The organism is Micromonospora inositola (assembly GCF_900090285.1).
Taxonomy (GTDB): Bacteria; Actinomycetota; Actinomycetes; order Mycobacteriales; family Micromonosporaceae; genus Micromonospora; species Micromonospora inositola.
The window spans coordinates 3,828,993-3,849,078 of sequence record NZ_LT607754.1 but is presented as its reverse complement, the minus strand read 5'-3'; the positions used below and the strand labels follow the sequence as shown (position 1 = coordinate 3,849,078).

Here is a 20,086-nt window from a genome sequence, read left to right as displayed (position 1 = left end):
ACGACGGACAGGATTGGGGACCGCTCATGGCGATCGACGCAGGCAGGCAGCCCGCGAAGGTTTCGGGGACGTACCGGATCGGTGGCGACCTCCAGGTCGACCGGCTGGGCTACGGGGCGATGCAGATCACCGGGCCCGGGGTCTGGGGCGATCCGAAGGATCCCGCCGAGGCGGTCCGGGTGCTGCGCCGGGCGTACGAACTCGGCGTGACGTTCATCGACACCGCGGACTCGTACGGGCCCTTCGTCAGCGAGCTGCTGATCAAGGAGGCGCTGCACCCGTACGCCGACGACCTGGTCATCGCCACCAAGGCCGGGCTGACCCGCTCGGGCCCGGGCGACTGGCGCCCGGTCGGCCGCCCGGAGTACCTGCGCCAGCAGTGCGAGCTGAGCCTGCGCCACCTGGGCCTGGACAGCATCGGGCTCTACCAGCTGCACCGGATCGACGCCAAGGTGCCGCTGGAGGACCAGCTGGGCGAGCTGGCGCTGCTCAAGCAGGAGGGCAAGATCCGGCACATCGGCCTGTCCGAGGTGACCGTGGAGCAGATCGAGGCGGCCCGGAAGATCACCCCGATCGTCTCGGTGCAGAACCTCTACAACCTCGCCGACCGCAGCGCCGAGGACGTGCTCGACCACTGCGAGCGCAACGACCTGGCGTTCATCCCGTGGTTCCCGATCGCCACCGGCAACCTGGCCAAGCCGGGCGGTCCGCTGGACGCGATCTCCACCGGGCACGGCGCGACGCCCGCGCAGCTCGCGCTCGCCTGGCTGTTGCGCCGGTCGCCGGTCATGCTCCCCATCCCGGGTACGTCCTCCGTGGCGCACCTGGAGGAGAACATCGCCGCGGCCGAGGTGAAGCTCACCGACGACGAGTTCGAGGCCCTCGCCAAGGCGGCCTGAGCGCGGTACGCAGACGGCCGGCCGCCCTCTCGGCGGCCGGCCGTTTCGCGCTTCAGAGGGCGAAGCAGTTGGGGCGGATCGCGGCGTCGGTGAGCGCCTGCCGGACCACCGTGTAGGTCGTCCCGTCGAGGATGAGCCCGAGGTGGCCGACCACCCGCAGCGGGCACCACGCCTGGATCAGCACGTTGGTGGCACCGTCGGCGAGGCTGGCGTTGGCGATAGGCCAGACCAGCTCGTCCTGCCAGGTCCGGACGGTGGTCCAGCGCACCGTCCCGGGGGTGTCGTCGCCGCCGTTGAGGGCGGCGAGGAGGTCCGAGCCGATCGACATCTGCTGGCAGGCCACGATGCCGGCGCAGCTGCCGAGCCCGAGGAAGTTCAGGATGTTGGCGGCGTAGGTGCCCTGCTGCGGGCTGCCGAGGCTGAGGTAGCGGTCGACCTTGTCGACGCCGCCGAGGAACTTGACGTACCAGCGGGAGACCAGGCCGCCCTCGGAGTGGGTGACCAGGTCCACCTTGGCCGCCCCGGTGGCGGCGCGGACCTGGTCGACGTACGTGGCGAGGGCGCGGGCGGATTCGCGGATGTCGCCGAAGCCGAGCCCGGGGAGCTGGTAGATGGAGACCCGGAAGCCGTCGGCGCGCAGCCGGGCGGCGATCGGCTCGTACGCGATGGAGACGCCGATCAGTCCCCCGACGACGATGACGGGGTTGGCGCCGGCGGCGGCGATCGCCTCGCTGCCGGCCACGGTGCCGGCGGTGCGGGCGGTGGTGGCAACGGCGCCGGTGGTGGTGGCGCTGGTGGTGGTGGCGTGGTGGGTGCCGGCCTGGGCGGCGGTGGCAGGGACCAGCAGGGCGGCGACGGCGGTGGTGGCGGCGAGGATCGTTCGGAGCAGCATGGCTGCACCTCCGGTGGGAGGCACCCGGGGAGCCGGGACGGTGGGTGGGGGGATCCGATCGATCGGTGGCACGATGATGCGGGTCACAATTCGTGCTCGTCAATGAAAAGTTACGGGCGGGTAACGTGAACTCCCGATGGGAGCGCGATCAGGCATTTCGGGCGCATGAATCGGTTGCGCCGCGGCGTCACGCAGCGCTCCGACACCACCGCCGGGACTCCATGTCAACGGTTCTGCCATCGGTCAGCGGCGGTACGCTGTGCCGATTCGTCCAGCCGGGATCACGGGAAGTGCCATGACCTCCTCCACCGAGCTGCTGAGCAGCGACGACCTCGACGAGATCGGTCACCTCGCGTACTCCGCGCCCGACCCGGAGGCGCTGGTCACCCGCCTGGTCGATGCGGTCGACGGCGGCCAGATCCTGGACAAGCGCGACTTCGGGTACGCACTGACCCTCGCCGCGGAGATCGTCGAACGGGAAGAGGACGACCCGGAACGGGCGCTGGCCCTGACCGAACGCGCCATCGACGTCCACCGCACCCACGGCGAGCCGGACCACGGCTACTCCCGGGCGATGCGCGCCCGGCTGCTGCACCGCTTGGGCCGCGTCGACGAAGCGATGGCAGGGCTGGAGGAGCTGCGCCCGCTGCTGACCGTCGACCCGACCGCAACCTACGTGACCGAGGTGCTGGAGGAAGTCGGGTACGACGACCTCGCCGAGCGTTGGCTGACCGACGCGGTCCGCGAGCTCCTGGGCCGGACCACGGACCGGCCGTACGCGGCGGAGGAGTCGCAGCAGCAGACCGCCGCGATGGTGTACGGACTCGTTCAGCAACGGCACCGGCTGCGCGGGGAGATGGACCTGCCCCACGACGACCTCGACAACCTGGCCGACCGGCTGCGGGCCGCCAGCTCACGAGCCCTGGACCAGCTCGACGACGGCCCGAATGGGATCGTCTTCTGGCCCCGGGCGGAGTTCAACGCGCTGCTGCTGCGCTGGCCGGCGCTGGCGGAGACGTACGGGACCGGTTGGGACGACCACCGGGCCCGGGCCGAGCGGGACCTGGTCGAGCTGGCCGAGGAGGGCGTGAGCGGTCTGGGGCTCGTCGCCGGCTCCGCGGAGGGCGTGGCCAGCTTCGCCCGGGACGCCGACCTCGACCCGACTGACCTGGCGGCGGTGGACGAGTATGCCGACTCCCTGCTCGCGGAGGCCGACCCGATACCGTGGCCACCGGGCCGCAACGAGCCGTGCTGGTGCGGGTCAGGCAGCAAATACAAGAAGTGCTGCCTGCCCCGGTCGCGGAGCTGACGCCTACTCGGCCGGTCCTCCCGCATACGGGAGGGTCACCCCCGCTCAGCGACCCGGACGACGAACGTCCGCCAGGCCGCGGGAGTGAAGGTCAGGGCCGGGCCGGCCGGGTCCTTCGAGTCACGGACCGCGACCACCCCGGGCAGGTTGTCGGCCACCTCGACGCAGGCACCGCCGTTGCCGCTTCTGGCTCTGCTGGTCGAGTACCCCCGCCGACCGCACGGCACTGCTGGTCTACCTGGGCACGCTGATGGCCGAGGCCGGCGCCCAGCTCTCCCGGCTCAACGGGCACGCCGCGCCGGAGAACCTGACCGAACGCTTCCTCACCTGGGCCCGGGCGCGGTGACCCGGGTCAGCTGCCCAGCGCCTGCACCCTGGCGATGGTCTCCTGGACGTGCTGCTTCGCCGGCTCGCCGCCCTGCGCTGCCTGCGCGAGGGCCTGCCGGTACGCGTCGATCACGCCGATCAGCGGACCGGCCGCCACGCCTTCGAGGGCGCCGGCGACCAGTGCCCGCGCCTCGGCGGCGTCCTGTGCCGCGGCGGCCGTCTTGGCCCTCGCCTCGTCCAGCTTCTGGGCCGCCGCCGCCAGCCTCGCCATGATCTGCGCCGCGCTCACGCGCCCTCCCCTGGTCAGACCCCGGCCCGGTACGCCGGGGCCGGTGACAGATCCTGACACGACAACGGCCCGGCCGGCACCCGTCAGCCGGCGGCGAGCAGGGCGGCGAGGCGGCGTACCGCCGGGTTGTGGTGCCTCGACGCCGGGCGAGTCCGATGTCGACGGTCGGGGTGGGGGCGGTGAACCGGCGCAGCCGTACCCAGGGCACGGTCAACGCCAACCCGGCAGGTCGCCGACGCGGTGGTCAGAAGCGTCGTCCTAGTGGGTGAGTACCCTGCCGGGATGGCTTCGGATGACGACATGGCGGACCGGGTCTCGCAGTCCCAGTTCCCGCCGAGCCGGGTGGTTGGTCGGGGGCGTGGCTGGTACCGGGGTGACTGCCACGTGCATTCGGCGCGCTCGAACGGTGGAGAGCTGACGCCGGAGCAGCTTGCAGCCGGTGCCCGTGAGATCGGGCTGGACTTCATCGCCATCACCGAGCACAACACATCTGACACTCATGGCGTCTGGGGTCCACTCGCCGGTGACGATCTGCTGGTGATTCTGGGCCAGGAGGTCACCACCCGGACCGGGCACTGGCTGGCGCTCGGCGTCGACCCGGGACAGGTGGTCGACTGGCGGTATGGCATCCGCGATGACGTGAACGACCGGCATCTGGACCAGGTACGTCAAGCCGGTGGGCTGTGCGTGGCGGCCCACCCGCACGCGCCGTATCCCTCTGGCGTTTTCATGTACCCGTTTCACGGGTTCGACGTGGTAGAGGTGTGGAACGGGCTGTGGAGCTCAGACCTGCCCTGGAACGCTGACAATGGGGCGGCACTGGCCGAATGGGGTCGCAGCCTGGCTGCCGACATCCACGGTGGGCGGTGGCGGCCGGCGATGGGTAACAGCGACACGCATCTGGATGGCCAGATCGGCATACCGCAAACCGTCGTGCTGGCCGAGGAGTTGAGCACCGACGCGGTCCTTGCCGGCATCCGGGCCGGGCGGAGCTGGATCGCCGAGTCGACTGCGATTGAGCTGTCCCTCACCGCCTCTGCTGGTGATCGCAGCGCCGGAATCGGTGAGCGGCTGAGGACCTGCGGCGAGCCGGCCGTGGTACGGGTGGACGTGCGGGGCGTGCCGTCCGGCACCGTCAGCTTCCACACCGATCGAGGCAAGGTGCACCGCGAGTCCCTGCCTAGCGGCGGATCCGGTGCTGTGGAATGGCGCACCAGCGCGGCAGAATCGGCGTTCGTCCGAGTCGAGGTACGCCAGCCCGGAGGGCACATGGCGGCGCTCACCAACCCCGTCATCCTGACCTGAACTCAATCGCCGCCGGTCGATCCGGCCTGGACCGCGCCGTTCCGGCGGGGGGACGATCCAGGTCCAGCCGCCCGCTGCGGGCGGCCCGACGGGGAGGCTGACCATGACGGGGAGGGCGGACGTGGTGGTGGTCGGTGGCGGGATCATCGGCCTGACGGCGGCGGTGCGGCTGCGCGAGCGGGGTGCGCGGGTGACCCTGCTGGCCGCCGACGAACCGGCGGACACCGTCTCGGCGGTAGCCGCCGCGGTCTGGTACCCCAGCCACACCGAGGAGGACCCGCGGGTGCTGCGCTGGGCCCGGGAGACCCACGCCGAGCTGGGCCGGCAGGCGACGGCGGGCGTGCCGGGCGTGGTGGCCCGGCCGACCCGGATGCTGCTGCGCCGGCCGTGGGAGGGCCCGCCCTGGTGGGCGGCGGCCACCGGGGACCTGCTCGCCGCGCCGGGCGCCGGGCCGTACTCGACGGAGCTGCGGTTCACCGCGCCGACCGTGGAGATGGTGCCGTACCTCGGCTGGTTGCGGGAGCGGTTCGCCCGTGCCGGCGGGCGGTTGCTGCGCGGCCGGCTCGACCGGCTCACCGACGGCTTCGCCCTGGCGCCGACGGTCGTCAACGCCACCGGGCTGGCCGCCGGCCGGCTCGCCGACGACCCGGCCGTGCACCCGGCACGGGGGCAGGTCGTGCTGGTCGCGAACCCGGGGTTGACCACCTCGGTCCGCGACGAGGAGAACCCGGCGGGGATCGCCTACGTGCACCCGCGCCGGCACGACGTGGTGCTGGGCGGCACGTTCGAGCCGGGCGAGTGGGACACCCGGCCCGACCCGGCCACCTCGGCGGCCATCCGGCGCCGGTGCGTGGCCCTGGTGCCGGAGCTGGCCGCCGCGCCGGTGCTCGGCGAACGGGTCGGGCTGCGGCCGGCCCGGCACGGCGGCCCGCGCGTGGCGGTCCAGCCGGGGGTTCCGACCTGGCGTCGGCTGGTGCACGCCTACGGCCACGGGGGCGCGGGGATCACCCTGTCCTGGGGCTGCGCGGCCGAGGTGGCCCGGCTGGCGCTGGACGACGAGGACGAGCTCGGAACGGCTCAGCGCAGCACGCGGAATGCGAGCAGGTAGGCGCAGTAGACCAGCGGCACCAGCAGGACGCAGATCACGAAGCCGAGCGGGACGAACCGCGACGGCGGGGCGTCGCCGTCGATCACCTGTCGCCCCCACCTGCCGAGCACCAGGTAGCCGGCGACGAACGACGCCACCGGCAGGCCGGCGCACATCGAGGCGTACAGAGTGCCGAGCCCGACCACCTCGAGGCCGGAGGCGACGACCATGGCCAGCATCAGCACCGCCCCGGCCAGCGCGGAGCAGGTGTAGACGGCGGACGCCCGGGCCAGCGGGGACCAGGTCGGCAGCAGCGCGGGCCGCCGGGCGAGCCCGTCGGCCTGCTGCCCGTGCCGGTCCGCCTCGTCGGCGAGCTGCCGGGCCGCCGCCAGCTCGGCCGCCGGGTCGGCCTCCGGCGCGCGCGGGGCCGGCACCCCGGCGCCCGTCGGGCCGGCGCCCGGCGTCGGCGTCGCACCGGTCGTCACCACCCCCTGCGGGTACGCCCCGACCCCCGACCGCCCCGGCGCGGCGGCTGCGCCGCCGGAACCCGCCGTCCCGGGTTGACCGGGACCGGACGGGGCCACGACGGTCGAGGCGGGTGCGGCCGACGCGGCGGACGGCACCGCCGACCCGGACGCGGCGGCGCCGATGGCCCGACCGAGCTGCTCGAGACGCTGCCGCTGGGCGGCGAGCCGCTGGCCGAGCTGATCGACCGCGGCGTGCAGCGCCCGGCGGCGGTCCGCCTCGGCGGTGGCGGCCCGGTCCGCGCCGCGCCGCTGGCCGGAGAGCTGCCGGGCCAGCGCCGCGTACTCCTCGAACCCGGTCACCGGTCGGCACCCCCGTCCGGCTCGGGCCCCTCGTGGACGAACGGCACGATCAGCCGGATGCGCTGGTCGTGCCGGTCCACCAGCAGCGCCCGGCCGGCGCGCGGGGTGTAGCTGAGGTCGTGCACGCCGAGGTGCAGGCCGAGGTCGGCGCCGGGCACGTTCAGCGCGACCAGGCACGCGACGTCGTCCCGGTGCTGCGCGCCGCCGAGGTCCTCGGCGAGCCGGCGCAGCCCCCGCCACCAGCCGAGCAGGTGCACCCCGTGGCCCGGCCCCTGGCGCAGCAGGGCCCGCAGGTCGTCGTGGCCGGAGCGGAAGGTGCCCGGGTCGGCGGCAGCCAGCGCGGCCGAGGCGGCGTCCACACCGAACACCACGAGGTAGGTCCGGCCGGCGGTTCCGGACCGGTCCGGGTGGGCGAGCCCGACGATCCGCTCGCGCAGGCCGGCCGCGTCGAGTCGTTCGACGGGGTGGCCGGCGGCGGCCAGGGTCATGGCCAGGTCGTCGGCGAGCTCGACCGTCCCGGCGGCGAGCGGCACGAGCAGGAAGCGGGCCGTGCCGGGGGCGTGCTGCCGGGCCAGGCTGAGGACGGCCGCCCGGAGCACGTCCGCCCCGGCGGTGGCGGTGCCCACCACGGCCAGATGCCGGCCGGGGGTGGCGTCCAGGGTGAACCCGGCGGCGCTGCCGGCCACGTCGACCGCACGGCCGACCAGGGCGAGCGGCACGTCGCCGCCCGATCGCAGCCCGGCCCAGGTGGGGTCGTCGGTCAGCCGCGGCGTCTCGTACCCCCGGAAGACGGCGGGTGGCCGCGCGCCCGCCGGCCGGGCCGCCCACAGCTCGTGGCGGAGGGTGGCCAGGTCCGCGGCGGCGGCGTGCGCGTCGGGGAACCGGACCACGGTGTTCGCGCCCGCCGCCCCTCCGGCGGTGTTGACCACGGCGGAGCCGACTTCCAGGGCCTTCGCCGCGTCGTTGAGCGGGTCGAGCACGCCGCCTCCGCCGGGCAGCGCCACCCGCAGCGGGAACTGGCCGAAGATCGCCTCGGCCCGGCCGTAGAGCGCCTCGACGCCGGTCGTGCTCTGGCTGGCCAGCACCAGGTGCAGGCCGTACGAGCGGCCCTTGCGGGCCAGCTCCTCCAGCAGGTCGACGGCCTGCCGGGCCAGCGCGTCATTGCCGGCGAAGAGCACCTGGAACTCGTCGACCACGGTGACCATCCGGGGTGGACGGGCGTCCGGGGGCAGGTCGGCGAGCTTGGTGACGCCGTGCCGCTTGAGCAGGTCGGCCCGGCGGGTCAGCTCCGCGCGCAGCTCCCGCAGCACGGCCACGCCGTACTCGCGGTCGGATTCGATGCCGACCGCGCGGGCGTGCGGCAGCCAGGACGGGTCGCGTTCGGTGGGGACGAACTCGGTGAAGCTCACCCCCTCCTTGAAGTCGAGCAGCAGGAGCTGGAGTTCCGCCGGGGCGTACCGGGCGGCCAGCCCGTAGAGCACGTCGAGCAGGAACACCGTCTTGCCCGCCCCGGTGCGACCACCGATCAGCCAGTGCGGGGTGGCGTCGTCGAAGGCAACGGTCACCTGCTCCCGACCGGCCCGGCCGAGCGCCGTCCGCAGTCCCGGTCCGGCCGGTTCCGCCCAGCGCCGCGGGGGGAGCAGGTCGGTGAAGCGCAGCGCCTCGGCGCGGCGGGTGGCCGCCGCGAGCCGCGCGCCGAGCGCGGCCACCGAGGCGGCCGGCGGGTCCCCGTCGAGCAGCACCGCGGCGGCCAGCCCGCTGCCGTCGGCACTGAACGGCTGGCCGGGCGGGTCGCCGACCAGCGCGTACCGCTCGTTCAGGCGGAGCTGGGTGGCCGCCCCCAGCGGCGGCGGGGCATCGCCCGGGCCGGCCGGCGGGTGACCGGCGAGCAGGACGCAGACCGCGGCGGCCGGGCCGGCGTGGGTCAGCGCGGCGAGCCGGGCCAGCTCGCGCGGCGGCGGCGCCGACGCGGCGACGAGCAGCAGCAGCTCCCGGTCGACCGGGCCGGCGTGCTGGGCGGTACGCGCGTGCCGCTCCGCCTCGTCGAGGAGGGCGGCCACGTCGGCGGCGGTGGTGGCCGGCGGGGCGAGCACCCCGGCGTCGAGCAGCGGACGCAGCGGCACGAAGGCCGCCCCGAAGGCGACCGTGTCGATCCCGGCGACCCGGACCGCGCCGGCCGGGGCGGCGGCGAGCAGCCGCACGACCACCGCCCGCAGCAGTTCGCCGACCCGGGGGTCCCGGGCGTCGCAGTCCACCGCGAGATGGGCGCCCCCGGCCAGCGGCAGCAGCACCGGGAAGCCACCGTCCAGGGTGGTGGCTTCGCCGACGCGTACCGGCACCGGGGCGGCGGTGAGGTCGGCGGCGCCGTGCGGCGGGCCGGCGAGGTCGGCGCCGACCCGGGCCAGCCGGGCGACCAGCTCCGCGTTGTCGGGGGCCGGCGGTCCGGCGGCGGCGAGCGCCCGGCGGCCGTTCTCCCACCGCCGTACGGCCTCCCGGTGCGCGGCGACCGCCTGCCCGTACGCCGCCGCGAGCCTGCCCACCTCTGTCCCCCCGACGCCGCCGCGGTCCACGATCGAGGGGAACCCTAACCGACGCCCGCCGACCCGGCACAGTGTGCGGCGCGCCGATGGTTGGGCCATTGTTCACCTGTACGTCGCCGGCCATGCCGGCCATCGTTGGCCCGGGCCGACTTGCCTGCTGGCGGAACCACAACTGGTGAACAGGAAGGCGACGACGTGACCTCCTCCCCCATCTCCCGCCGCGCCGTGCTGCGCGGCGGCGCGGCCGGCGGCCTCGGCATCGTGGTGGCCGGCAATCTGGAAGCGATCGCCGGGCCGGTGGCGGCCCGCGCCGCCACCCGCCCCGCGGTCGGCTACGGCGACCTCGTCCCGGACCCGGCCGGTCTGCTGGCGCTGCCGCCCGGCTTCTCGTACACCATCGTGGCGCAGGCCGGCGCGACCCTGCTGGAGTCCGGGCAGCCGACCCCGAGCGACGCCGACGGCACCGGCTGCTTCCTCGGCCGTGAGGGCTCGGTGCTGGTCAACAACCACGAGATCGCCGGCGGCGAGCCGTACCCGGTGCCGGCGATGGCCGGCCTAACCTACGACCCGGGCGCCCAGGGCGGCACCACCACCATCGAGGTGGACGGGCAGGGCCGGCGGCTGCGCGAGTACGTGAGCGTGGCGGGCACGCACAACAACTGCGCCGGCGGCATCACCCCCTGGGGTACCTGGCTGACCTGCGAGGAGACCGAGCAGCGCAAGGGCGGGAGGTTCCTCAAGGACCACGGGTACGTCTTCGAGGTCGACCCGCACGACCGGGCGGCCAACCAGGACCCGGTGGCGCTGAAGTTCCTCGGCCGCTACTCGCACGAGGCGGTGGCCGTCGACCCGTACACCCACGCGATCTTCCTGACCGAGGACGCCGGCGGGCCGAACGGGCTCTACTTCCGCTGGACGCCGCCCGCCGGCTTCCGCGGCGGCAAGGGCGCACTGCGGGCGCTGGCGCAGCGCCCCGACGGTGACACCGTGGGCAACCTTCAGGCGATGATCTGCTACCTGGGCAGCCAGCACATCGCCGACCTGTCCGAGGCCACCGCCCCGGGCACCCGGTACAAGGTGGCGTGGGTCGACGTGCCGGACCGGGACGCGAAGACGGTCTCGGTGCGCAAGCAGTTCACCGACGAGCAGGTGACCCGCAGCCGCAAGCTGGAGGGCGCCTGGTGGGCCGACGGCGGCGCGTACTTCGTGGCCAGCTTCGCCCGGCTCTCCGACGGCAGCACCAACGAGCACGACGGCCAGGTCTGGTTCTACGACCCGCGCAGCGAGACGGTCACCCTGAAGACCATCTTCGGGGTGAACCAGGACCCGGACGCCGACGCCGGGAACTTCGACGGGCCGGACAACATCACCGTCTCCCCGTACGGCGGGGTGATCCTGGCCGAGGACGGCGAGGGGGTGTCCCACCTGGTCGGGGTGACCGCCCAGGGCAAGGCGTACCCGCTGGCCCGCAACGAGCTCAACGACAGCGAGTTCACCGGGCCGACGTTCAGCGCGGACGGGAAGATCCTCTTCGCCAACATCCAGACCCCGGGTTACGTCTTCGCCATCACCGGCCCGTGGGGGCGGCCGAGCAACGCGGACGTCTGACCACACCCCGACCGGCGGCGGTCCTCACGAGGGGCCGCCGGCCGTCGGTCGGTCAGGCGGGACCGCACCCCAGGTCGGCGTACGTGGCGTCGAGCCGGCCGGGCACCCGCTTCCCCCGGTGGGAGGGGGCGCCCGGCCGGTCGTCCGGCACGGCCGCAAGCCGGCCCCGGTAACCCTGAGCCGACGCTACGAAGCTGATGTCACCGGTGATTCAGCCGGCCTGGCGGTCGCCGCCTCGATCGCGCGGATGTGCCGGTACGCGAACCAGAGCGGCGGGAACGCGCCGACCGCGAACGACAGGTCGACCAGCGTCCAGAACCAGGGAATGTCCCGGACCGGCCCGCAGATCAGCGCCAGCGGCACGATCCCGGCGCAGGCGATCATGCCGAGCTGGACCACCCAGACGTTGCGCACCGGGTCCCGCAGGGGCCCCCAGAACGCCACCGCGAGCACCAGGTGGGCGAAGGCGAGCCAGTCGGTGCCGTAGCGCATGAACGGATAACGGTCGCCGGTCTCGACCAGTCCGGTGTGGACCCGCTCGATCCAGCCGACCAGCGCCGGGAGCTGACCGGAGAGCGGATCGAGCGCCCGCAGCAACCAGCGCACCTCGATCTCCAGCGGGAACGCGGTCACCCCGCTCAGGAACAAGCCCACCACCACGACCCACAGCCACCCGCGCACCCGGCGCAGGCGCTTCTCGATGTCCATACCGGCAGCGTAACGATGATCTTCGTGGCGTCCCGTCCCGAAAGCATGGGCGGCGGCCGCGAAGGTCATGGCCTCGCTCACAGCATCGTCGTGCACGGGCCCGCCTGAATCGTTTTCGACATCAGCTCGATAGCGACCGAAGAGCACATCGGCCACCGCTCGGGGCTGCCAGCTTTCCGCCGGAACGGGGGCGGTCGACCAGGTGGGCGGCCGACCGGGCCGCGCCGGTCAGTCGGGGGCGACGGCGGGATCGGTGCGACGCGCAGGTCGCGCACTGTGGGCCGCACGGATGGCCCGGCTGGACCGGAGCCGGCCGGCGCCGGGCCGGAGGGCGGCCAGGCGCATGCCGGGCGGCACGCTCCCGGCCGGGCGGGGCACCCGGGCCGGGCGGGCGGCGCCGACCACCGCGGCAGCGGGTCGGACGACCCGGGCGGCCGTGGCGGCGACCCGGCGTACCGGGCGGCGCACGGCGGCGGGCGCGGCCAGCACCAGGGTGACCCGGCGACGCAGCCGGTGGTCGCGCAGCCCGTCGAGGGCCACGCCCGCGGCCACGGTGGCGACCGCGGTCACCGCGCCGGCCAGCACCAGGGTCTGCCGGGGCCCGACGTGCTCGGAGAGCCAGCCGAGCAGGGGTGCGCCGACCGCGGCGGAGACCGAGCCGGTCACCGCCAGGGCGGCCAGCACCCGGCCGCGCATGGCGTAGTCGGTGTCGAGCTGGGCGCGAGCGCCGACCGTGGTGTCGATGACCACCGCCGCCGCGGCGACGGGGAGGATCACCGCGGCGAAGCTCATGGTGCCGGGGGCCAGGCCGGCGGCGATCTGCAGGACGCTGGCCAGCAGACCCGCGCCGACCAGCATGCCGTAGCCCAGCTCCCGCCGGCGGGCCGCCACGAGCGCGCCGAGCACGGTGCCGACCGCGAAGACGGTGGAGAGGAAGCCGTACCCGGACGCGCCGCCGCGCAGCGGCCCGTCGCTCATCGCCGCCATGGTCACCTGGTAGTTGCGGCCCAGGCTGCCGAGCACGAATGACAGCGCCAGCGCGACCAGCACCACCGGCTGCCGGAGCAGGTAGCGGAACCCGGCCCGGATGCCGCCATCCTCCGGCGCCGCGTCGGCCGCCGCCGGCTCGCCGATGTGCCGCTCCCCCTCACGTACGGCGAACAGGGCGACGACCACGGCGACGAAGCTGGCGGCGTTGCTGGCGAAGAGCAGCGCCGGGCCGACGGCGGCGACCATGACGGCGCCGATGCTCATGCCCAGGATGCGCCCGGCGGAGTTGGTCAGCGAGCCGAGCGCGATCGCGTTGCCGAGGCTCTCCCGGTCGACCAGGGTGGAGCACCAGCGGCCCATCACGGGGCCCTCGATCGCCGAGACCGCGCCGGTGACCAGGGAGATCGCGTAGACCGCCGGGAGGCCGCCGGCGCCGGTGACGGCGACCATGGCCAGCCCGGCGGCGAGCGCGGCGTGCACCGCCTGGGCGGCGATCAGCAGCGGCTTCGCCGGCAGCCGGTCGGCCAGCGAACCGCCCCAGACGCTGAGCAGCAGGGTCGGCAGGGCCTGGAGCAGGACGGCCAGGCCCATCGAGGTCGCCGAGCGGGTCTGCGCGAGCACGTACCAGTTGACGCCGAGCACCTGCATCCAGGTCCCGATCACCGACACGAACCCGGCGCCGGCCCAGATCCGGTAGTTCCGGTGGCGCAGCGCGGCGAACGTGGCTCCGAGGGCCACGACGACCTCCCCGTTGGCGACGACATGACAAAGCCGCACCATTTCGGGTGCGGCAGCCGCCAAGTCTGGCCCGCGGTCAAACCGATCCGCCGCATTCGTGAGCAGGTTCACCGGGTCGCCGGCGGCAGCCCGCATCAGCAGGGCAGCCCCCGGCACGAACCGGACGCCGACGCCGAACACCCCGGTCCGGGACGGGTACGTCCGGACCGGGGTGTTCGTGTCGCGTTGTGGCCCCGGGTCAGCGGGCGGCGAGCGGCTGCGCGGCCGGGTCCACCGGGGCGGGCAGGGTGCCGACCCCGCCCAGGTAGGAGTGGATCGCGGCGGCGGCGGCCCGCCCCTCGGCGATGGCCCAGACGATCAGCGAGGCGCCCCGGTGCATGTCGCCGGCGACGAAGACCCCGTCGGCGTCGGTCTGCCAGTCCGGCCGGGCGTCGACCGCGCCGCGGGCGTTGCGGGCCACCCCGAACTGGGCCAGCAGCGGCTGCTCCTCGGTGCCCTCGAAGCCGATCGCCAGCAGCACCAGGTCGGCCGGCAGCTCCCGCTCGGAGCCGGGCAGCGCGGTGACGATCCGCCGGCCGTCGTGCTTCTCCACGGTCACCTCGGCGATCCGGACGCCCTTGACCTGGCCGGTGCCGTCGTCGACGAACTCCTGCACGGCGACGGCGAAGACCCGCTCGCCGCCCTCCTCGTGCGCCGGGTAGCTGCGCAGCACCCACGGCCAGGTGGGCCACGGGTCCCGGGCGGCGTCCCGGCTGGTCGGCGGCTCCGGGTAGAGGTCGAGCTGGTGGACGCCGGCCGCGCCCTGCCGGTGGGCCACGCCGAGGCAGTCGGCGGCGGTGTCGCCTCCGCCGATGATCACCACGTGCTTGCCGGCCGCGTCGATCGGCGTGCCGTCGGAGAGCACCGCCAGGGCGGGGCGTCCCTCGCCGGCCGCGGCGTGCCGGCCGGCGGCCGCCGCGGCGACCACGCGATTGGCGGCGACCAGGTGCGCCATCGCCTGGTGCACCCCGCGCAGCCGCCGGCCCGGCGTCTCCGGGGTGTCCCGGCCCTGCAGGGCGCCGCAGGCCAGCAGCACCGCGTCGTGCTCGGCGTGCAACTGCTCGGCGGTGACGTCGACGCCGACGTCCACCCCGGTGCGGAACCGCACGCCCTCGGCGGCAAGCTGGGCCAGCCGCTTGTCGATGTGCTGCTTCTCCAGCTTGAAGTCAGGGATGCCGTACCGGAGCAGGCCGCCGAGGGCGTCGTCCCGCTCGTACACCGTGACCGCGTGACCGGCGCGAGCGAGCTGCTGCGCCGCGGCGAGCCCGGCGGGCCCGGAGCCCACCACGGCGACCGACCGGCCGGTCGGGGCCGGCACCGGGCGGGGCCGCAGCCCGCCGCGGGCCACCGCCGCGTCGGCGATCTCCATCTCGACCTGCTTGATGGTGACCGGTTCCCCACCGCCGATGCCGAGCACGCAGGCGGCCTCGCAGGGCGCCGGGCAGAGCCGGCCGGTGAACTCCGGGAAGTTGTTGGTGGCGTGCAGCGACTCCACCGCGGCGTCCCAGTTGCCGGTCCGGACCAGGTCGTTCCAGTCCGGGATTCGATTCCCAAGAGGGCACCCCGCAGTGTCGCTTTGGCAGAACGGGATGCCGCAGTCCATGCACCGGGTGGCCTGCTCGCGGATCAGCTCCTCGCCCGCCGGCGGGTACACCTCCCGCCAGTCGGTGATCCGCACCGGCACCGGGCGGCGTGCCGGCAGCCGCCGGTTGTAGCGCAGGAAACCGTTCGGGTCAGGCACGAGCCACCTCCTGGGCGACCGCCCGCGGGGCGGGCGGCACCGGCATGGACGAAGCGGAAGGCGCCGACTGCGGTGTCGGGGCGGCGTGCGCCGCCAATGCGCTCATCACCGCGTCGTCGACGTCACGGCCGGCGGCTTCGGCGGCCCGCATGATCTCCAGCACCCGGCGGTAGTCCCGGGGCACCACGGCGGTGAACTCCTCCACCGCCTCCGGCCAGCGCTTCAACAGCTCCCCGGCGACCGCCGAGTCGGTCTCGGCGAAGTGTCGCTGCACCAGCTCGTGCAGCCGGTCCCGCTCCTCGGGACGCAGCGGCGCCAGGTCGACCAGCTCGGCGTTGACCCGCGCCCGGTCGAGCCGCCAGACGAACGCGGTGCCGCCGGACATGCCCGCGGCGAAGTTGCGCCCGGTCTCGCCGAGCACCACCACCGTGCCGCCGGTCATGTACTCGCAGCCGTGGTCGCCGACGCCCTCGACGACGGCCACCGCGCCGGAGTTGCGCACCGCGAAGCGCTCGCCGACCCGGCCGCGCAGGAAGACCTCGCCGCCGGTCGCGCCGTACAGGATGGTGTTGCCGGCGATGATCTGGTCCTCGGCCCGCTCCCCCGGCCCGGCCTCGCCGTCGACGAACGGCGCCGCGGGGTCCGGGCGGACGATGAGCCGGCCGCCGGAGAGGCCCTTGCCGACGTAGTCGTTGGCGTCGCCGTGCAGCCGCAGGGTCACCCCGCGCGGCAGGAACGCGCCGAACGACTGCCCGGCAGTGCCGTGCAGCAGGAACTCGATCGTGTCCTCCGGCAGGCCGGCGCCGCCGAAGCGGCGGGTCACCTCGCCGCCGAGCATCGCGCCGACGCTGCGGTGCTCGTTGCGGACGGCCACCTCGACCCGGACCGGCGTGCCGTCGCGCAACGCCGGCTCGGCGAGCGCGATCAGCTCGTTGTCCAGGGCCAGCTCCAGGCCGTGGTCCTGGGCCCGGATGCCGCGCCGCGCGGCGTCCGCCGGCAGCTCCGGCAGCTGGAGTACGGGCGCGAGGTCCAGCCCGTGCCCTTTCCAGTGGTCGATCGCCGGGGTGACGTCGAGCAGTTCGGTCTGACCGATCGCCTCCTCGATCGACCGGAAGCCCAGCTCGGCGAGGTAGCCGCGGACCTCCTCGGCGAGAAAGAGGAAGAAGTTCTCCACGAACTCCGGCCGGCCGGTGAACCGCTCGCGCAGCACGGGGTTCTGGGTGGCGATGCCGACGGGGCAGGTGTCCAGGTGGCAGACCCGCATCATCACGCAGCCCTCGACGATCAGCGGGGCGGTGGCGAAGCCGAACTCCTCCGCGCCCAGCAGCGCCGCGATGAGCACGTCCCGGCCGGTCTTGAGCTGGCCGTCGACCTGCACGGTGACCCGGTCGCGCAGCTTGTTGAGCAGCAGCGTCTGCTGCGCCTCGGCCAGGCCCAGCTCCCACGGGGTGCCGGCGTGCTTGAGCGAGTTGAGCGGCGACGCCCCGGTGCCGCCGTCGTGGCCCGAGATCAGGATGACGTCGGCCTTGAGCTTGGCCACACCCGCCGCGACGGTGCCCACGCCGACCTCGCTGACCAGCTTCACGTGCACCCGGGCGGCCGGGTTCACGCATTTCAGGTCGTGCACGAGCTGGGCGAGGTCCTCGATGGAATAGATGTCGTGGTGCGGCGGCGGGGAGATCAGGCCGACGCCCGGGGTGGCGTGCCGGGTCCGGGCGATCCACGGCCAGACCTTGTTGCCCGGGAGCTGGCCGCCCTCGCCGGGCTTCGCGCCCTGGGCCATCTTGATCTGGAGGTCGTCGGCGTTGACCAGGTATTCGCTGGTGACCCCGAACCGGCCACTGGCGATCTGCTTGACCGCGGAACGGCGGGCCGGGTCGTGCAGCCGCTCGACGTCCTCGCCGCCCTCGCCGGTGTTGGACTTGCCGCCGAGGCGGTTCATCGCGATGGCCAGGGTCTCGTGCGCCTCGGCCGAGATCGACCCGTACGACATGGCGCCGGTGGCGAACCGCTTGACGATCTCGCTGGCCGGCTGCACCTCGTCCAGCGGCACCGGCGGGCGCACCCCGGTACGCAGGGTGAACAGCCCGCGCAGCGAGCCGGCCTGCGCGGCCAGCTCGTCGACCTTGGCGGTGTATTGCCGGAAGACGTCGTATTGGCGGCTGCGGGTGGCGTGCTGGAGCAGGAAGACCGTCTCCGGGTTGAACAGGTGCAGCTCGCCCTCGCGGCGCCACTGGTACTCGCCGCCGACCTCCAGCCGGTCGGAGGCCGCCGCGCCGGGGGCGGGCCAGGCCAGGGCGTGCCGGGCGGCGACCTCGGCGTGGATCTCGTTCAGCCCGATGCCACTGATCTTGCTGGGGGTGCCCCGGAAGTAGCGGTCGACCAGGCGGGTGTCCAGGCCGACCGCCTCGAAGACCTGCGCGCCGCAGTACGACGAGACCGTCGAGATGCCCATCTTCGACATGATCTTCAGGACGCCCTTGCCGAGCGCCTTGACGTAGTTCCGTACGGCCTTGGCCGGCTCCATTCCGACCACCGCGCCGGTGGAGATCATGTCTTCGACCGACTCGAAGGCCAAGTACGGGTTGACCGCCGCCGCGCCGTACCCGATCAGCACCGCCGCGTGGTGCACCTCCCGGCAGTCGCCGGACTCCACGATCAGCGCCACCTGGGTACGCGTCTGCTCGCGGACCAGGTGCTGGTGCACCGCCGCGGTGAGCAGCAGCGTCGGGATCGGCGCCAGGTCGGCGTTGGAGTCCCGGTCCGACAGGACCAGGATCCGCACCCCGTCCTCGATCGCCTCGGAGACGTGCCGGCAGATCTCGGTCAGCCGGGCCTTGATCCCGGCGCCGCCGTCGCGGACCCGGTAGAGCCCGGAGACCCGGACCGCCTTGAAGCCGGGCAGGTCGCCGTCCTCGTCGATCGAGAGGATCTTGGCCAGCTCGTCGTTGTCGATCACCGGGTACGGCAGCACGATCTGCCGGCAGCTCGCCGGACCCGGGTCCAGCAGGTTGCCCTCCGGCCCGATGGTCGACGCCAGACTGGTCACCAGTTCCTCCCGGATGGCGTCCAGCGGCGGGTTGGTGACCTGGGCGAAGAGCTGGTGGAAGTAGTCGTAGAGCAGCCGCGGCCGGGTCGACAGCGGGGCGATCGGGGTGTCCGTGCCCATCGAGCCGATCGGCTCCGCACCGGCCCGCGCCATCGGCGCGAGCAGGATCTTCAGCTCCTCCTCGGTGTAGCCGAAGGTCTGCTGGCGGCGGCGCACCGAGTCGTGGGTGTAGACGATGTGCTCGCGCGGCGGCAGGTCGCCCAGGTCGATCAGGCCGGCGTGCAGCCACTCGTCGTACGGCTGGGCGGCGGCCAGCTCGGCCTTGATCTCGTCGTCGGAGACGATCCGGTGGTTGACCGTGTCGACCAGGAACATCTTCCCGGGCTGGAGCCGCCCCTTGGCGACCACCCGGGCCGGGTCGAGGTCGAGCACGCCCGCCTCGCTGCCCAGCACCACCAGCCCGTCGGAGGTGCGCCACCAGCGGCCGGGGCGCAGCCCGTTGCGGTCCAGCACCGCGCCGACGATCTCGCCGTCCGTGAAGGCCACCGAGGCCGGCCCGTCCCAGGGCTCCATCAGGCTGGCGTGGAACCGGTAGAAGGCGCGCTTGTCGGCGCGCATGTCCGGGTCGTTCTCCCAGGCCTCGGGGATCATCATCAGCACCGCGTGCGGCAGGCTCCGCCCGGCCAGGTGCAGCAGCTCCAGGACCTCGTCGAAGTTGGCGGAGTCGGAGGCGCCCGGGGTGCAGACCGGGAAGACCCGGCGGATGTTGCCGGGAAGCTGCGGGCTGCGCAGCAGCGCCTCGCGGGCCTGCATCCAGTTCCGGTTGCCGCGGATGGTGTTGATCTCGCCGTTGTGCGCGATGAACCGGTACGGGTGGGCCAGCGGCCAGGACGGGAAGGTGTTGGTGGAGAAACGCGAGTGCACCAGGGCGATCGCGCTCTCGACCCGCTGGTCGGTCAGCTCCGGGTAGTAGGCGGGGAGCTGGTCCGGAGTGAGCATGCCCTTCCAGACCATGGTCCGCCCGGACAGCGACGGGAAGTACGCCGGCACGCCCCGCTCGGCGGTCTCCCGCTCGGCCTGCTTGCGCACGCAGAACGCCACCCGGTCCAGGTCCAGTCCGGTCAGCGGGGAGCCGGCCGGACCGGCCGGCGAGTCGGTCAGCCGGTGCGCGGCGAGAAAGAGCTGCCGGACCCGGGGCATCGCCGCGAGCGCCGTCTCGCCCAGGCCGCTCGGGTTGGTGGGCACGTCCCGCCAGCCGAGCACGTCGGCCCCCTCGACCAGGGCGTACTTCTCCACCACCCGACGCGCGAGGGCCTCGCCGGCGTCGTCGTCGGGGAGGAAGACCAGGCCGGTCGCGTACCGGCCGGCGGGCGGCAGCGGGAAGTCGACCACCGAGCGCAGGAACGCGTCCGGCACCTGGATCATGATGCCGGCGCCGTCACCGGTGTTGTGCTCCGCGCCCCGGGCGCCCCGGTGGTCCAGCCGGCAGAGCGCGCCGAGACCGTTGGCGACGACCTCGTGCGACCGGCGTCCCTGCAGGTCGGCCACGAAGGCCACGCCGCACGCGTCGTGCTCCTGCGCGGGGTCGTAGAGGCCCGTCGCGGGTGGGGCCGACTGCGGGCTGTGAGGGTACGGAAAGGCCACCGGGCCTCCTGTCGTCACTCAGCATGGATCATGGTCGGGACGACGTCGGCCCTTGTGGGTTTATTGAGTCTACGTTAGGGCGTGCGGCGCAAGG

14 protein-coding genes are annotated in these 20,086 nt (G+C 74.2%); 5 read left to right on the top strand and 9 right to left on the bottom strand.

The annotated features are described in order from the left end of the window. The first annotated feature begins 26 nt into the window (after positions 1 to 26). Positions 27 to 899, top strand: a complete 873-nt coding sequence (locus GA0070613_RS18440) for an aldo/keto reductase (RefSeq protein WP_089013442.1) — start codon at positions 27 to 29, stop codon at positions 897 to 899. A 52-nt stretch (positions 900 to 951) separates the two neighbouring features. Here GA0070613_RS18440 and GA0070613_RS18435 read toward each other — a convergent pair whose 3' ends face one another. Beyond that, positions 952 to 1,791 (bottom strand): lipase family alpha/beta hydrolase, encoded by an 840-nt coding sequence (locus tag GA0070613_RS18435; RefSeq protein ID WP_089013441.1) that lies wholly within the window; start codon positions 1,789 to 1,791, stop codon positions 952 to 954. Between the two features lie 295 nt (positions 1,792 to 2,086). On the opposite strand from GA0070613_RS18435, the gene GA0070613_RS18430 reads away from it, so the two are divergent. Then, a complete protein-coding gene (locus GA0070613_RS18430) occupies positions 2,087 to 3,100 on the top strand; it encodes an SEC-C domain-containing protein (RefSeq protein WP_089013440.1) in 1,014 nt (337 codons plus the stop codon). 35 nt (positions 3,101 to 3,135) lie between these two features. Here the strand turns inward: GA0070613_RS18430 and GA0070613_RS18425 are convergent, their stop codons facing one another. Both GA0070613_RS18425 and GA0070613_RS18420 read right to left on the bottom strand, forming a co-directional pair. Continuing rightward, positions 3,136 to 3,327 carry a DUF397 domain-containing protein gene (locus GA0070613_RS18425; RefSeq protein ID WP_089013439.1) on the bottom strand — a complete coding sequence of 64 codons (192 nt, stop codon included), beginning with the start codon at positions 3,325 to 3,327 and terminating at the stop codon, positions 3,136 to 3,138. A gap of 125 nt (positions 3,328 to 3,452) precedes the next feature. Then, the gene (locus GA0070613_RS18420) at positions 3,453 to 3,716 is read right to left on the bottom strand and encodes a DUF6244 family protein (RefSeq protein WP_089013438.1); all 264 of its coding nucleotides are present in this window, start codon (positions 3,714 to 3,716) and stop codon (positions 3,453 to 3,455) included. Positions 3,717 to 4,016: 300 nt separating this feature from the next. On the opposite strand from GA0070613_RS18420, the gene GA0070613_RS18415 reads away from it, so the two are divergent. Both GA0070613_RS18415 and GA0070613_RS18410 read left to right on the top strand, forming a co-directional pair. After that, on the top strand, positions 4,017 to 5,021 hold the full coding sequence (locus GA0070613_RS18415; RefSeq protein ID WP_172876003.1) for a CehA/McbA family metallohydrolase: 1,005 nt from the start codon (positions 4,017 to 4,019) through the stop codon (positions 5,019 to 5,021). Positions 5,022 to 5,124: 103 nt separating this feature from the next. Beyond that, on the top strand, positions 5,125 to 6,129 hold the full coding sequence (locus GA0070613_RS18410) for an FAD-dependent oxidoreductase (RefSeq protein ID WP_172875846.1): 1,005 nt from the start codon (positions 5,125 to 5,127) through the stop codon (positions 6,127 to 6,129). On the opposite strand, the gene GA0070613_RS18405 is transcribed toward GA0070613_RS18410, so the two are convergent. Beyond that, the gene (locus GA0070613_RS18405; protein WP_089013436.1) at positions 6,099 to 6,935 is read right to left on the bottom strand and encodes a hypothetical protein; all 837 of its coding nucleotides are present in this window, start codon (positions 6,933 to 6,935) and stop codon (positions 6,099 to 6,101) included. The two genes, GA0070613_RS18410 and GA0070613_RS18405, sit on opposite strands and share 31 nt — an antisense overlap. After that, positions 6,932 to 9,475 carry an FtsK/SpoIIIE domain-containing protein gene (locus GA0070613_RS18400; RefSeq protein ID WP_089013435.1) on the bottom strand — a complete coding sequence of 848 codons (2,544 nt, stop codon included), beginning with the start codon at positions 9,473 to 9,475 and terminating at the stop codon, positions 6,932 to 6,934. Before GA0070613_RS18400 ends, GA0070613_RS18405 begins: the two co-directional genes overlap by 4 nt. Before the next feature lie 195 nt (positions 9,476 to 9,670). Between GA0070613_RS18400 and GA0070613_RS18395 the strand changes: the two genes are divergently transcribed. After that, positions 9,671 to 11,083: an alkaline phosphatase PhoX gene (locus GA0070613_RS18395; protein ID WP_089013434.1), complete on the top strand. Its 1,413-nt coding sequence runs from the start codon at positions 9,671 to 9,673 to the stop codon at positions 11,081 to 11,083. Between the two features lie 186 nt (positions 11,084 to 11,269). On the opposite strand, the gene GA0070613_RS18390 is transcribed toward GA0070613_RS18395, so the two are convergent. From GA0070613_RS18390 to gltB, 4 genes are all read right to left on the bottom strand, one after another. Next, positions 11,270 to 11,791: a hypothetical protein gene (locus tag GA0070613_RS18390; RefSeq protein WP_089013433.1), complete on the bottom strand. Its 522-nt coding sequence runs from the start codon at positions 11,789 to 11,791 to the stop codon at positions 11,270 to 11,272. Positions 11,792 to 12,019: 228 nt separating this feature from the next. Next, a complete protein-coding gene (locus GA0070613_RS18385) occupies positions 12,020 to 13,519 on the bottom strand; it encodes an MFS transporter (RefSeq protein ID WP_089016034.1) in 1,500 nt (499 codons plus the stop codon). Positions 13,520 to 13,757: 238 nt separating this feature from the next. Further along, entirely contained in the window at positions 13,758 to 15,299 is a 1,542-nt protein-coding gene (locus GA0070613_RS18380) for a glutamate synthase subunit beta (RefSeq protein ID WP_089013432.1), read from the bottom strand. Further along, positions 15,292 to 19,992 (bottom strand): glutamate synthase large subunit, encoded by a 4,701-nt coding sequence (gltB, locus tag GA0070613_RS18375; protein WP_089013431.1) that lies wholly within the window; start codon positions 19,990 to 19,992, stop codon positions 15,292 to 15,294. Before gltB ends, GA0070613_RS18380 begins: the two co-directional genes overlap by 8 nt. Positions 19,993 to 20,086 lie beyond the last annotated feature (94 nt).